This is a genomic window from Photobacterium swingsii, from assembly GCF_024346715.1.
Lineage (GTDB): Bacteria > Pseudomonadota > Gammaproteobacteria > Enterobacterales > Vibrionaceae > Photobacterium > Photobacterium swingsii.
This window is the reverse complement of record NZ_AP024852.1, coordinates 723,869-738,436: the sequence shown is the minus strand read 5'-3', so window position 1 is coordinate 738,436 and position 14,568 is coordinate 723,869. Positions and strand designations below refer to the sequence as shown.

The 14,568-nt window shown below is 44.0% G+C and carries 12 protein-coding genes, 2 tRNA genes and 2 rRNA genes; 6 read left to right on the top strand and 10 right to left on the bottom strand.

Going from position 1 to position 14,568, the window contains the following annotated elements; all coding sequences use genetic code 11:
- Positions 1-41: 41 nt before the first annotated feature.
- Positions 42-1,316: a TIGR03503 family protein gene (locus OCU77_RS03615; protein WP_107302310.1), complete on the bottom strand. Its 1,275-nt coding sequence runs from the start codon at positions 1,314-1,316 to the stop codon at positions 42-44.
- A gap of 7 nt (positions 1,317-1,323) precedes the next feature.
- The gene (dnaQ, locus tag OCU77_RS03610) at positions 1,324-2,046 is read right to left on the bottom strand and encodes a DNA polymerase III subunit epsilon (RefSeq protein ID WP_048900706.1); all 723 of its coding nucleotides are present in this window, start codon (positions 2,044-2,046) and stop codon (positions 1,324-1,326) included.
- Positions 2,047-2,097: 51 nt separating this feature from the next.
- Between dnaQ and rnhA the strand changes: the two genes are divergently transcribed.
- Positions 2,098-2,562 carry a ribonuclease HI gene (gene rnhA, locus OCU77_RS03605; protein WP_048900705.1) on the top strand — a complete coding sequence of 155 codons (465 nt, stop codon included), beginning with the start codon at positions 2,098-2,100 and terminating at the stop codon, positions 2,560-2,562.
- On the opposite strand, the gene OCU77_RS03600 is transcribed toward rnhA, so the two are convergent.
- On the bottom strand, positions 2,559-3,269 hold the full coding sequence (locus tag OCU77_RS03600) for a methyltransferase domain-containing protein (RefSeq protein ID WP_107302309.1): 711 nt from the start codon (positions 3,267-3,269) through the stop codon (positions 2,559-2,561). The two genes, rnhA and OCU77_RS03600, sit on opposite strands and share 4 nt — an antisense overlap.
- A 39-nt stretch (positions 3,270-3,308) precedes the next feature.
- Between OCU77_RS03600 and gloB the strand changes: the two genes are divergently transcribed.
- From gloB to OCU77_RS03585, 3 genes are all read left to right on the top strand, one after another.
- A complete protein-coding gene (gene gloB / locus OCU77_RS03595; protein WP_048900704.1) occupies positions 3,309-4,067 on the top strand; it encodes a hydroxyacylglutathione hydrolase in 759 nt (252 codons plus the stop codon).
- A gap of 70 nt (positions 4,068-4,137) precedes the next feature.
- Positions 4,138-5,706 carry a lytic transglycosylase gene (locus tag OCU77_RS03590; protein ID WP_048900703.1) on the top strand — a complete coding sequence of 523 codons (1,569 nt, stop codon included), beginning with the start codon at positions 4,138-4,140 and terminating at the stop codon, positions 5,704-5,706.
- Positions 5,703-6,392 carry a YIP1 family protein gene (locus OCU77_RS03585; RefSeq protein ID WP_048900702.1) on the top strand — a complete coding sequence of 230 codons (690 nt, stop codon included), beginning with the start codon at positions 5,703-5,705 and terminating at the stop codon, positions 6,390-6,392. The genes OCU77_RS03590 and OCU77_RS03585 overlap by 4 nt, the downstream gene beginning before the upstream one ends.
- Here the strand turns inward: OCU77_RS03585 and OCU77_RS03580 are convergent.
- Both OCU77_RS03580 and OCU77_RS03575 read right to left on the bottom strand, forming a co-directional pair.
- Positions 6,355-7,236 (bottom strand): endonuclease/exonuclease/phosphatase family protein, encoded by an 882-nt coding sequence (locus OCU77_RS03580; RefSeq protein ID WP_048900701.1) that lies wholly within the window; start codon positions 7,234-7,236, stop codon positions 6,355-6,357. The two genes, OCU77_RS03585 and OCU77_RS03580, sit on opposite strands and share 38 nt — an antisense overlap.
- Positions 7,237-7,322: 86 nt before the next feature.
- Complete coding sequence (locus OCU77_RS03575) at positions 7,323-7,658, bottom strand: DUF1904 domain-containing protein (protein WP_048900700.1); 336 nt, start codon at positions 7,656-7,658, stop codon at positions 7,323-7,325.
- Between the two features lie 155 nt (positions 7,659-7,813).
- Here OCU77_RS03575 and OCU77_RS03570 point away from each other — a divergent pair, with 155 nt between their 5' ends.
- Together OCU77_RS03570 and OCU77_RS03565 are read left to right on the top strand one after the other, a co-directional pair.
- Positions 7,814-8,143 (top strand): hypothetical protein, encoded by a 330-nt coding sequence (locus OCU77_RS03570; protein WP_048900699.1) that lies wholly within the window; start codon positions 7,814-7,816, stop codon positions 8,141-8,143.
- 555 nt (positions 8,144-8,698) lie between these two features.
- On the top strand, positions 8,699-10,546 hold the full coding sequence (locus OCU77_RS03565; protein ID WP_048900697.1) for a sulfatase-like hydrolase/transferase: 1,848 nt from the start codon (positions 8,699-8,701) through the stop codon (positions 10,544-10,546).
- 124 nt (positions 10,547-10,670) lie between these two features.
- Here OCU77_RS03565 and OCU77_RS03560 read toward each other — a convergent pair whose 3' ends face one another.
- The 5 genes from OCU77_RS03560 to OCU77_RS03540 form a co-directional block, all read right to left on the bottom strand.
- A complete protein-coding gene (locus OCU77_RS03560; RefSeq protein WP_261855996.1) occupies positions 10,671-11,150 on the bottom strand; it encodes a hypothetical protein in 480 nt (159 codons plus the stop codon).
- Between the two features lie 20 nt (positions 11,151-11,170).
- Positions 11,171-11,247: transfer RNA gene (locus tag OCU77_RS03555), tRNA-Trp, on the bottom strand.
- Between the two features lie 37 nt (positions 11,248-11,284).
- Positions 11,285-11,361, bottom strand: a tRNA-Asp gene (locus tag OCU77_RS03550).
- A 66-nt stretch (positions 11,362-11,427) separates the two neighbouring features.
- A 5S ribosomal RNA gene (gene rrf, locus OCU77_RS03545) occupies positions 11,428-11,543 on the bottom strand.
- Between the two features lie 127 nt (positions 11,544-11,670).
- A 23S ribosomal RNA gene (locus OCU77_RS03540) occupies positions 11,671-14,562 on the bottom strand.
- Positions 14,563-14,568 lie beyond the last annotated feature (6 nt).

Genomic DNA, 14,568 nt, shown 5'->3' with positions numbered 1-14,568 from the left:
AGAATTCAGTATCGCACTAATGACTCAACCACAGGCTTTCACTAAGCGGATTTTGCCTCTTCTTCCGCGCTATCGCCTTCGCTTTCCACTTCATCCAAGGCTTGTGCTATTACTTTTTTCGTTTTCCACTTACGCCAAATAAAGCCACCAGCGACCACTAAGACAATCAAAACAATATTGCCACCAATAATGACCTTCATCGCCTTTGAGCGAGCTTGTGCTCGTTCTGCAGCTAAGCGAGCATCTTCTTCCGCCTGTGCCTTGAGTTGCTGTTGATGACGGAAGTCTTCTAAGTTTCTATCCAGCTGTAGCTCAGCCTGAATCGCAAAATGTTTTGTCGGCAGACCAAAAATCAGTTCACGATTATTCAGTAAATCTGTCGCGTACAACCAACCAGACCAAGCGTACTGACCGGGTTCACCAATATTAGGAATGGTGAATTTCAACCCTTCTTGCTCACCTGTCGCATGGCCTTGGGTAATTGTTGACTTGCCTTCGGGATCGACCTGCTCAATATGAGCCGCTAAGGAGCCAGGCACAATTGCTCCCATCTCAGGCGTCACCACAAACTGGTGAGGCTCCACTTGATCACGCCCTTGAATAAAATCAGCCGTCAAAGGGGGCGGATAAATCAAAACTTGCTGTTCAAATGTTCGTAAAAATATGCCATTTCGCGATGATACCCGAGCTCGGTATTTTCCTGGTTGAATATCGACTGGTAGTGCAATAGTGAACACGCCATCACCAGGATATTCGTCAAACCCAATACCGTCATCCGCAAATTCACCCAAGATAATCGGACTTGGACGGGATTTTTCAGGGAGTTCATCAGGGTTTTCGACGTATTCTAAAAATTCAACTTGCAGCTTTACTCGATCAAGGAAATCACGAGACGTGAGCAACTGATCATTTTGTAGTAAGCGCGCAGTAAATTTCAACGTTTCTGATTGATAAAGGCGAGATGGTAAGTCATCAATATCTAAGCGAAGGTTCGATAGGACATCAATTTTATTTTTAGGTGTTACACGCCCAACAGCTTGCCATGGCCCGGGCATTGGATTTTCGATAGAAATAATATCGATCCCCTGCTCTTCGTACCAGGATACGTTGTCAGGGTGGCGCCACGCATAATACTTAGTGCCATCAGGGCGAACCAGCACGACAGAATTACTCTCTTTGTCGCGCTTCACCATAAAAGAAACCTGATCAACAGTCGGATCAACACGGAAACGGTTATCGAGCCATGACATCTGCGTACTTTCTTGCCCCCAAGAAAGTAACGGTAGAAATAGCAGCAATATCAATAACCGTGGCATATATCTCCTACTGGCGCCACATCGGGTCACCTTTGATCACATCTAAACGCTCTTCATGCGCTTTTAATTCATCGGCAGATGCACGGATAACCTTTAATGTTTTGCGACCAGAAGCCAAACGTTTGATGACTTTTTCGACACCATCCTCATTACTATCATCTGCACTTAATGCGAGGGAGGTTTGACCACCCGTCATCATTAAGTAGACGTCAGCAAGGATCTCGGCATCGAGTAAAGCGCCGTGGAGCGTACGGTGTGAGTTATCTATACCGTAACGAGAACATAAAATATCAAGGTTATTTCGTTTGCCCGGGAATAGCTTTTTAGCCATATCCAAGGTATCTGTAACCTTACAAAAATCTTCGGTTTTCCCTATTGATGGATCGAGCTTACTAAACTCATAATCCATAAAGCCGATATCGAAGGGCGCATTATGCGCGACAAGCTCGGCCCCTTGAATAAAATCCATAAACTCTTGGTGGATCTCACCATAAGTCGGTTTATCCAATAAGAATTCATCGGTAATACCATGAACACCGACCGCTTCTTCATCAATGGCACGATCCGGTTTGATGTAAACGTGGAAGGTGTTACCCGTGAACTTGCGGTTGACGATTTCAACAGCACCAATTTCAACAATACGGTGGCCCTCATAGTGTGGGCCCGTCATATTCATACCTGTGGTTTCGGTATCGAAGACTATAATTCGGTGATCAGTAGCTTTTTTCATAATGGCGATTGTGTCAGACTCAAGTTTTCTCTAAGACGCATACTATCAAATATGGCCAAGCAGGTAGACATTTTCACAGACGGATCGTGTTTAGGTAACCCAGGTCCAGGTGGATACGGGACAGTTTTACGCTATAAACAACACGAAAAAGAACTTTCCGCAGGCTATTTCATGACAACAAACAATCGTATGGAGCTACTCGCAGCCATCGTAGGATTAGCCAGCTTAAAAGAACCGTGCATGGTCGATTTAACTACCGATAGCCAATATGTCCGCCAAGGCATTACGCAGTGGATTCATAATTGGAAAAAACGTGGATGGCAAACCGCAGATAAGAAGCCCGTCAAAAATGCCGATTTATGGCAGCAACTCGATGCTGAAACCCAACGCCATACCGTGAGTTGGCACTGGGTTAAGGGGCACGCAGGTCACCCAGAGAATGAGCGTTGTGATGATTTAGCACGTGCGGCAGCTGAATCGCCAACACAACCAGATGAAGGTTACCAAGCCGCTTAGTTAACACGTAATGGGGCTAATTGACGCCGCAATTTCCACGTCGGTTTGATCGGTTTCAGTGGGTAAGTCCGTTTTCTTGCAACAATAAAGTACAGCCCACCTAGCGATGGAAAGTGCTCCGACAGTGCACTTTCCGCCCACGCTGAACATGCAAGATGGCGAGTAGCTGGAAGTATGGCAAACTTATCGCTGTAAACCACTTCATAATTCAGAACGCCCAGCCAATCTTTTACCCGCATAGGCATGAACATTTGCCCATTCCACGGATACTTCTTCCTATTCCAAGGCAGTAGACCTTTCACACCGAGCCAGCTCACAGGGTTTGACCCCGTTAAGATCAAATAGCCATCATCAACCATAACGCGATCAACTTCACGCAACAAACGGTGAGGATCATTACAATAATCAAGCTGGTGCGCGAGTAAACAGGTATCAAACGATTTTTTTACAAAAGGCAAGTGCAGCGTATCTGCGATGACGTTATGTAACGGATTATACTGATCAATACATACCTGATGTTGGATGTTACAATGCCCACTAGCGAGTTCACAACTGAGCCCTCCAAGTTTCAGCATATGATAGCCAAACAGCTTTGGACACCACTCATCAAGATGTGCCTGTAGCTGCTCCGCCATCCATTCGCCATGCTTCACTTGTGACCAAGTGTATGGCGCTTCAATATGTTTTAATGTCCGCGCTGGCTTCATATGTATTGCTCAATACCTTAAAGGTTGGAGACAAATTTAATGCTAACGATTCAAAGCATACCTGCATTTAATGACAATTACATCTGGCTAATTCACAGTCAAGATAATCATTGTGTGGTTGTCGACCCCGGCGATGCCACCCCTGTTATCAAGGTATTAGAAGAGCAACAACTCACTTTGGATGCCATCTTAATTACGCACCATCACCATGATCACATTGGTGGGATCAGCGAACTAAAGCGCTATGCACCACAGTGTAATATCGTAGGGCCAGCCAACGAGCCGATTCCAGGGTTATCCCAGTCAGTATCTGACGGTGATCAGGTCGAACTCTTTGGCGAGCGTTTTATGGTATTGGGCTTACCTGGACACACCCTTGGTCATGTCGCTTATGTCGGTGATGAAAAGCTTTTCTGTGGTGACACTCTCTTCTCTGCAGGTTGCGGTCGTTTATTTGAAGGCACACCTGAACAAATGTTTAATTCACTACAAAAGCTTGCTGCGCTGCCTGACGAAACTGAAGTCTATTGTGCGCATGAATACACCTCGAGCAATTTATCTTTTGCGCTAGTCGCAGAACAGACCAATCCACATCTACAACGCTACCGTGAAGAAGTCAGCCGTAAGCGAGCCCAAGGGATTAGCACTATCCCATCCACTATGGGACAAGAAAAATTAATTAATCCTTTCTTACGCTGTGATCAACCAAGTATCAAAAAAAGCGTTGCTGATAAGGCAGTTAATGACAGTGACCTTGAAACCTTCGCAGCACTACGTCGTTGGAAAGACGAATTTTGACCTGTGTCACTTGTCACTAAGGTGGTTGGACAAGTATTATCACCAACCATTTTGGCTTTAGGCAGGAACAATGAAGTCCCGATTTTTTTTAGCAAGTGCGCTATTTCTGGCTGGTTGCCAATTAACAAATACAGTAGAAGAACAAGCAAATACAAATCAAGAGCCCAAAGAGGCTTCAACGCAGATTAAACCTGCGAAGACTGTTGTCACTCCTCCTGTTGTCAAACCAGAAATCAAAGTGATCACGCCACAAGAACAAGAAGACTTGTGGCTTCGTATTGGTATGCAAATCGATACCGATGCCATCCCAGAAAATAAAGATGTTCGACGCTACCGCAACTGGTACCTAAAACATCCAAACCATCTTGAAACTGTCGCGAAACGCGCAGAACCTTTCTTGTACTTAATTGTTGAAGCGGTTGAAGAGCGAGATCTACCGCTCGAGCTTGCACTCTTGCCTATCGTTGAAAGCTCATTTGACCAATTTGCCTACTCGCATGGCCGTGCTGCTGGTCTTTGGCAAATTACGCCCCCTACAGGCCGTAGCTTTGGCTTAGAGCAAAACTGGTGGTATGACGGTCGCCGCGATGTTGTAGAGTCAACACGTGCTGCGCTAGACCTTCTCGAGTACCTTAACCGTAAGTTTGATGGCAACTGGCAGCATGCGCTTGCCGCCTACAACACAGGGGAAGGTCGAGTATTCCGTGCAATTCGCAATAACAAAGCCGCAGGCAAGCCTACTGATTTTTGGTCACTGAGTTTACCAAAAGAAACCAGTGGCTATGTTCCTAAGCTTTATGCCGTTGCTGATGTGATTAAAAACCAGAAGAAGTATGGTTTGTCTATCCCTATGGTAGCGAATAAACCTGCTGTGGCCGTCGTTAAACCCGGCATTCAAATGGATTTAGGCATGGCAGCGCGTTATGCCGGTATTAAAACGGCTGAGTTACAAAAACTAAATCCAGCGTATAACTCTTGGGCGACATCGCCTGATAACAATAACGACCTGCTACTGCCTATTAATAAGGTGGCTCGCTTTAATAAACAATTTGCTGCGAGTAACCATCAAGGCATGAAAGTTGTTCGCCATAAAGTCAAGCCTGGTGACTCACTCAGCGTATTAGCGAAGCGTAATCACACTTCAGTGAAGCAAATCCAACGTGCAAACAACATGACAAACACAAACATTCGTGTTGGTAAGCACATCCTGATCCCTGTTGCACTTCAAGATGGTCAAAGTAGCGAACTATCAACAGCACTTCAGCAAGTACGCAGTCAAAGTAGTCATGGCGGTGGTTACCGTACCATCTACAAAGTAAAATCTGGTGACAGCTTGTGGACCATTGCCCGCAAACAGAATGTATCCATCGACCAATTAACCAAGTGGAATGGTTTAAGTAAAAAGAAAACTCTGCGTATCGGTCAGAAACTAACCATTTGGAAAGACAGTAACGATGGTGAAATAATCCGCACGGTTTATTACAAAATCCGCCAAGGCGATAATCTAAGTACGATTGCAAAACGTTATAAAGTTAAAGTCGCTGACGTTGTAAAATGGAACCAGCTAAGTGGCCAAAAATACCTAAAGCCAGGCCAGCAACTCAAACTGTATGTTGATGTGACTAAGGTAAGCGTATGAGCCCGTCTAAAAACCCACTCGTAGCAATAGTCGATATTTTCCGTTCTCCTATCGACTGTTTTGCGGCTGTTCATGAACGTCCCAAATGGTCATGGCTAGCGTATCTTCTGATCATGTTTGGCTCCGTTATTATGTGGGGGGCCTATTTCAACAATGTTGATTTACCTTGGTTACAGCAAGCACTGACAGCACAGCTAAGCAATGTTGATCATGAGGTCCAGCAAGCTTGGCTCACCAAAGAAGTACTGCTTGCCGGTGAAGTATTCAGTGATCTTGTTGGGCGTACCGCTGTACTATTTATCTTAGCGCTATGGTTAAACCTTGCGACTAAAGGTAGCCAGTACACGATCAGTTTTGGCAAATGGCTAGCAGCATCATGCTTTATCATGATGCCATCGGTTATTGGCGATCTCGCCAGCTATATAAACATTATGTTTAATCCGGCAAACATATTGCCAAATGCAGCCGATCTAAACAGCTTTAACGGCCTACTTAAGTTACCACTAAACAATCCATGGTCGCCTTTCATGACGACCATGCCATTGTTAGCACCTTGGTATATTGCACTGACCTATGCGGCTGTTGGCGCATGGACAGACTTTGATCGTGCCAAAGCTATCATAGTTGCAGCACTACCTTGGTTGCTGGTTATTGTTGTGTGGCCACTGATGATCGCGCTGGCGTAATCTTAAAGCTCGCAATAATAGGATTATGATCGGAGGCATCAGTTAATGGTGCCTCCGCTTTTTTAAGTATCAAACCTCGGTAATACAAATGATCTAATGGCTGGCCAAGTATTTTGATCCGTTGATCATTACCCAGCTCTATCTCTCGTAGCCCTAGCCTTTCCCTCATCGCCTCTACAATATCTAACCTTGCTTGACGCCAGCTATTAAAATCACCTGCTAAAATCATAGGGCCAGTATGGCTCGCTAATACACGTTCCAGCTTTGCCATCTGGTCTTCATATTCTTCAACACCCAAGGTGAAATTCACACCATGCAAATTAACAACCGCTAAAGCTTGCCCGTTAGATAACTGATAACGTGCAAAGAGCGCCGATTTAGGTAACCGTAACCAAGGCTCCATTGACAGGTAAGCACAGGTTTTATTTGCACTCGCACTCGATAAATTCATAACGCCTGCCGATGTATCTAAGAACTTAAATGCATTAGCCATGGTAACTTGCCATGAAGCATTGCGTAGATACTCAGCTAAACCAAGAGTAAGATTAGCTTCTTGTAATAATACCAACTGACTATCGGCACTGTATTCTTTCAGTGCTTTTTGCCAGTTTTCACGCTGCTGTTTATAAATATTCCATACAGTAACGTCCAGCTCACCATTACGATCAAGCGGTAAGACATGATCCTTGTCTACGCAGTTGTATGAATACTGTGGCATCACACTCTTTATATCAGCAGCCACTTCAGGTGTTTCAGTCACTTTAAATGACCACTCTGTAAAACTAACAACGCTTATTATCGCTAGTAGAATAATAGATACTAAAATTCGTATATAACGCGCCATTTTACCTCCAATAAAAAAGCATAAGTTCTCACTTATGCTTCATCTAACAGTAGCGTCACTTATCGACGTATCTTACCGCGCACCTATTAATAATGCTCGCCATTATCATAATAAGCACCTGGTGTTAGCGCTGTAAAAATAACAGCAACATCTTGGTTCTCATTTGCCATCGCTTGACGAACAAGCGCTGTAAGATGCACAGCAACAGCATCTTGAACCTCTTGGCCACGATCGAACCAAAATACTTCAACAAAAGGATATGCTTGAGAAACCTTACCGTCAAAAACGAAGGTTGAAGGTATATGTTCGATCGTAAAATCTTCTCGAGGGCAGTTCATCAATGGTTGTAGCGCATCAACAAGCTGAATAGAGATCGCTTGTACATGCTGCGTATCGATTGCACGAAAACGAAGGTGAGGCATGGTTGTTCCAGTGTTTATATATGAAAATCACAAGATATCACCTCCTATGCGTTTTCCACACCAACTTTAGATGCCTTTTACTGGTTATTTTGTCTTAAGGTAAATTTTGTTAAGCTCAAACACACAATAAAACAGCGAACAATTAAACCACTCCCATGAATAAACTTATACCGCTATTATTCCTAATCTTTGTACCTGCTCTATATGCAAACAGCGATCATGATAGTCGCATCACTGCACTGGAGTATCAAGTAAGCCAACTGACTCAGCAAGTATATAAACTTCAGGCTCAACTGAATAACCAAAATCAGAACAGCAACTCAGCACAGCATATGTATCAGTGCCGACTGAGTGTCTTTACTAAGGAATACAGAGAACGTTCAACCAGCCGAGGGCAAGCAATCGCAAGCATTATCGATCAATGCACTGACTCTAACGATGATATGTTTTGTAAACCAGAAAGCGTTGAATGCTCAAAATACTAAGGGCATTGCCTTATAAGCCTAATGATCTTAGCAAATCATCAACTCTAGCAATAAACACAGCCTATCTTTTGATCATAAACACTCGAAATGAAAAGGCGCCAGCACTTCAGCTAGCGCCTAAAACCGATAAAGCCCCTCTTAACGGCCAAAATCAAAAAGATGTAACTGCACTGATGAGAACTCATTACAGATACACTTCATAAGACATACAAATCGCGATTTCGAAATAATTATATATATAAAAACAACTGAGAAGTGGATTCAGCTGTATATAAATAAGTAGAAATACTGGAGTCAATACCAAACCAGAACCACATCAAATTTACAGATAACAAACAAACTAAGTAACTTTTACTTTATCGATATCATCTAATTAAAGAGTGATAGTTATTATCTCAGTCGAAAGTGTAATAAAGCAACACTCGTTAAGTCATTAATACTTAGAGAAAAAATAAATTTACACTTATCACTTACAAAGCTAATTTTCGCACCTACCACCAACTATTTCATGCTAGGATTGCCGCTTTTGATAAACATATTACTTTAGACATTCATATGAAAGAGAACGATAAAAAAAACTTTCTATTTAGCCCTTTCCAGCAAGTGGTTATTAACCTAAAAGAAACCTATAACACATTTTTGTTTAGTGGCTTACTGACTATTGCGATTGCTTTATCTTACGCTGCTATGTCTTTTGAAACGACAGGCATAGTCGATACTATCTATTTATATAGTATACCACTGTATTATTATGCTCTAGTTTTAATAATACCTATTATTACTTCTTCACTTCATATATGGAGAGTTGGGGTTTACTTCTCTTTATTTTCAAAATCCATATTAGATCTATTTCTTTTGACCAATCTAGCTGTTTTCAAGATTTATAATTTTCACATTGATATTGTGTTTTTAGAAATGGTAATGAAAGACTTTCAAGGATTTGGATTTTCTTTCGGAGCGCTATTATTATCAACGCTGGTAACTACAATTATATTTTTCGTTAACTTCCTACCTGTATTGTTCAACAGTAAAGCTCGTAAAACCCTATTAATAAACATGCTTGCTTTGATAATACTTATTTGTAATCAGATCATTCATGCTGTTGGTTTTTATTACAATACTACCAATATAACAAGTCATACTCCTGTATTTCCTTACTACTATCCAACAACATCACATGGACTAGTAAGTGATATCTCTGAAGTGATACCTAGTATCGGTTATCAAGCTAATACTGATAACGTAGGTTTAAACCTAGATTACCCCAAAAAAGCTCTTAAATTTGAACATGTAGCAGATAGAATGAATATCCTTCTAGTTGTGCTTGAAAGTTGGAGGTTTGATAGCTTAACCCCTGATGTTATGCCAAATATGTATCAGTTTTCAAAAATAGCGACAAACTATACCAACCACTATAGTAGTGGAAATGTGACTGTATCAGGATTATTTGGATTGTTTTCTGGTTTGCATCCAACATATCTAACGTATGCTCAATCTCAACCATTGCAAAACCAAAGCTTACTTACAAGGCGTCTAAGTGACTTAAACTATGATATTGATATTTATACATCAACAAACTTAGAGCGATTTAATCTTAAGCCTATTTTTTTTGGCGATATAAATGATGATAATTACCATTATATAGATGATGGACGATCGTTCGAAAATGATAAAGCTTTAAATGATACATTAATTTCATCCTTATCAGAGCAATCTATTACCCCTTGGTTTAAGTTTATATTCTATAATTCTTCACATAGTTTTTATGACTACCCTGAAAGCCATGAAAAGTACACCCCTGTCGCAATGAATGAGTCTGCATTTTTAAACACAAATGAAGAGTCTATCACCTCTGTATTTAATAAATATAAAAACTCACTACATTATATTGATACGTTATTTGAATCTATAGAAAATAAACTTCGTGAAACAGGGCAACTGGAAAAAACCGTTATTATTATTACAGGCGATCACGCTGAAGAGTTTAATGATAATAAGGTAGGTCATTGGGGTCATGGTTCAAACTATAGCAAATACCAATCGAAAGTACCGCTAATAATCTATCGACCAAAAAACAAATCACAAAGCGTCGAAGCTAAGACAACAACCCACGTAGATATCGCTCCAACTTTATTAAAAAACTATTTAGGCGTTAAAGATGATGCCAATTCGTTTAGTTCTGGCATAGATATATTAGATAATAACAAATCTGATGATCAACGTTCATTCATCATAACTAGCTATAAAGACACCGGATACTTTATTGAAAATAAAATATATTCAAATGGTGTCATTTACTCTCATTACAATGTAGATAATGTCATGAGAAAAATAAGCGAAGTAGATACTCAAGCTATACTTAAGTTAAAACAAGAATCTATAAAATTCATATCTAATCCATAAAGTAATTCACTTATTTTACTCTAAAACAAAGAACGGCCCCATATTGTGAGCCGTTCTTGTGTATCAAATAACTAAATATTAGATCAACATATCATCTCCACACGCCAGTGCCTCTGCAAGCGCCTTAAAGATGGCAGGGGTGGAGAGAGCCGAACGTCCAACACGCGCTGATTGTCGGTAGCGGTGAATCCGCTGCTTGAACACTAAACACCAGAAACGAAAAAGGCTCCAGCATTTCTGCTAGCGCCTTAAAGGTGGCAGGGGTGGAGAGAGCCGAACGCCCAACACGCGCTGATTGTCGGTAGCGGTGAATCCGCTGCTTGAACACTAAACACCAGAAACGAAAAGGCTCCAGCATTTCTGCTAGAGCCTTAAAGATGGCAGGGGTGGAGAGAGCCAAACTCCCACACGCGCTAATTTTCGGTAGCGGTGAATCCGCTGCTTGAGCACTAAACACCAGAAACGAAAAAGGCTCCAGCATTTCTGCTAGAGCCTTAAAGGTGGCAGGGGTGGAGAGATTCGAACGCCCAACACGCGCTGATTGTCGGTAGCGGTGAATCCGCTGCTGAACACTAAACACCAGAAACGAAAAAGGCTCCAGCATTTCTGCTAGAGCCTTAAAGATGGCAGGGGTGGAGAGATTCGAACTCCCAACACGCGGATTTGGAATCCGCTGCTCTGCCAATTGGAGCTACACCCCTATTAGTTATTTTAAAGACTTAACTCTGTCTGAATAAGTGGCGGAGCGGACGGGACTCGAACCCGCGACCCCCGGCGTGACAGGCCGGTATTCTAACCAACTGAACTACCGCTCCACACGGTGATAAACAGTCAACTGTCTATCCGATACACGTTGTTCAATACGTATATCTAAATTTGAAGCCTGGCGATGACCTACTCTCACATGGGGAGACCCCACACTACCATCGGCGCTATTACGTTTCACTACTGAGTTCGGCATGGGATCAGGTGGGTCCATAATGCTATGGTCGCCAAGCAAATTCGGGTTATTTACCGCCATCAGGCGATAAATACAATCTGGGAAAATCTAACTAGTGTTTACAATATCGTTCAAACACGTCATTCAAGTGCTTATGGAGTCCGTAAAACCCCTTGGGTGTTGTATGGTTAAGCCTCACGGGCAATTAGTACAGGTTAGCTCAATGCCTCGCAGCACTTACACACCCTGCCTATCAACGTCGTAGTCTTCGACAACCCTTTAGAGACCTTAAAGGTCTAGAGATGACTCATCTTGAGGCTCGCTTCGCGCTTAGATGCTTTCAGCGCTTATCGATTCCGAACGTAGCTACCGGGCAATGCGATTGGCATCACAACCCGAACACCAGCGGTTCGTCCACTCCGGTCCTCTCGTACTAGGAGCAGCCCCTCTCAATCATCTAACGCCCACGGCAGATAGGGACCGAACTGTCTCACGACGTTCTAAACCCAGCTCGCGTACCACTTTAAATGGCGAACAGCCATACCCTTGGGACCGACTTCAGCCCCAGGATGTGATGAGCCGACATCGAGGTGCCAAACACCGCCGTCGATATGAACTCTTGGGCGGTATCAGCCTGTTATCCCCGGAGTACCTTTTATCCGTTGAGCGATGGCCCTTCCATTCAGAACCACCGGATCACTATGACCTGCTTTCGCACCTGCTCGAATTGTCATTCTCGCAGTCAAGCGGGCTTATGCCATTGCACTAACCTCACGATGTCCGACCGTGATTAGCCCACCTTCGTGCTCCTCCGTTACTCTTTGGGAGGAGACCGCCCCAGTCAAACTACCCACCAGGCACTGTCCGCACCCCCGATAAGGGGGCGACGTTAGAACATCAAGCATACAAGGGTGGTATTTCAAGATTGCCTCCACCCCATCTAGCGACGAGGTTTCAAAGGCTCCCACCTATCCTACACATGTAGGGTCAATGTTCAGTGCCAAGCTGTAGTAAAGGTTCACGGGGTCTTTCCGTCTAGCCGCGGGTACACAGCATCTTCACTGCGATTTCAATTTCACTGAGTCTCGGGTGGAGACAGCGTGGCCATCATTACGCCATTCGTGCAGGTCGGAACTTACCCGACAAGGAATTTCGCTACCTTAGGACCGTTATAGTTACGGCCGCCGTTTACCGGGGCTTCGATCAAGAGCTTCGACCGAAGTCTAACCCCATCAATTAACCTTCCGGCACCGGGCAGGCGTCACACCGTATACGTCATCTTTCGATTTTGCACAGTGCTGTGTTTTTAATAAACAGTTGCAGCCACCTGGTATCTGCGACTCCCTACAGCTTAGAGAGCAAGTCTCATCACCGTGAGGAGCGTACCTTCTCCCGAAGTTACGGTACCATTTTGCCTAGTTCCTTCACCCGAGTTCTCTCAAGCGCCTTGGTATTCTCTACCTGATCACCTGTGTCGGTTTGGAGTACGATTACGTATAACCTATCGCTTAGAGGCTTTTCCCGGAAGCATGGCATCAATGACTTCATCACCGTAGTGACTCGACATCAGGTCTCAGCCTTAAGATAGTCCGGATTTGCCTAAACTATCAGCCTACACCCTTGAACTTGGACGACCGTCGCCAAGCCCACCTAGCCTTCTCCGTCCCCCCATCGCAGTTATAAGCAGTACAGGAATATTAACCTGTTTCCCATCGACTACGCCTTTCGGCCTCGCCTTAGGGGTCGACTTACCCTGCCCCGATTAACGTTGGACAGGAACCCTTGATCTTCCGGCGAGGGAGTTTTTCACTCCCTTTATCGTTACTCATGTCAGCATTCGCACTTCTGATACCTCCAGCAGCCCTTACAGACCACCTTCAACGGCTTACAGAACGCTCCCCTACCCAATATGACAAGTCATATTGCCGCAGCTTCGGTGTATAGCTTAGCCCCGTTAAATCTTCCGCGCAGGCCGACTCGACCAGTGAGCTATTACGCTTTCTTTAAATGATGGCTGCTTCTAAGCCAACATCCTGGCTGTCTGAGCCTTCCCACATCGTTTCCCACTTAGCTATAACTTTGGGACCTTAGCTGGCGGTCTGGGTTGTTTCCCTCTCCACGACGGACGTTAGCACCCGCCGTGTGTCTCCCGGATAGTACTTACTGGTATTCGGAGTTTGCAAAGGGTTGGTAAGTCGGGATGACCCCCTAGCCTTAACAGTGCTCTACCCCCAGTAGTATTCGTCCGAGGCGCTACCTAAATAGCTTTCGGGGAGAACCAGCTATCTCCAGGTTTGATTGGCCTTTCACCCCTAGCCACAAGTCATCCGCTAATTTTTCAACATTAGTCGGTTCGGTCCTCCAGTAAGTGTTACCTCACCTTCAACCTGCCCATGGCTAGATCACCTGGTTTCGGGTCTAATCCTAGCAACTATGACGCCCAGTTAAGACTCGGTTTCCCTACGGCTCCCCTAAACGGTTAACCTTGCTACTAAAATTAAGTCGCTGACCCATTATACAAAAGGTACGCAGTCACCCAACAAGTGGGCTCCTACTGCTTGTACGTACACGGTTTCAGGTTCTATTTCACTCCCCTCACAGGGGTTCTTTTCGCCTTTCCCTCACGGTACTGGTTCACTATCGGTCAGTCAGGAGTATTTAGCCTTGGAGGATGGTCCCCCCATGTTCAAACAGGATATCACGTGTCCCGTCCTACTCGTTTTCACTTGTAATGCGCTGTCGGTTACGGGGCTATCACCCTGTATCGCCAAGCTTTCCAGCTTGTTCACCTAACGCAAGACTAGCTTAAGGGCTAATCCGATTTCGCTCGCCGCTACTGTCGGAATCTCGGTTGATTTCTCTTCCTCGGGGTACTTAGATGTTTCAGTTCCCCCGGTTCGCCTCGTTACGCTATGTATTCACGTAACGATAACTGCTTATGCAGTTGGGTTTCCCCATTCGGAAATCCCAGTCTCAAGTGATTTTTACTATCTAAACTGGGCTTATCGCAAGTTAATACGTCCTTCATCGCCTCTGACTGCCAAGGCATCCACCGTGTACGCTTAGTCACTTAACCATACAA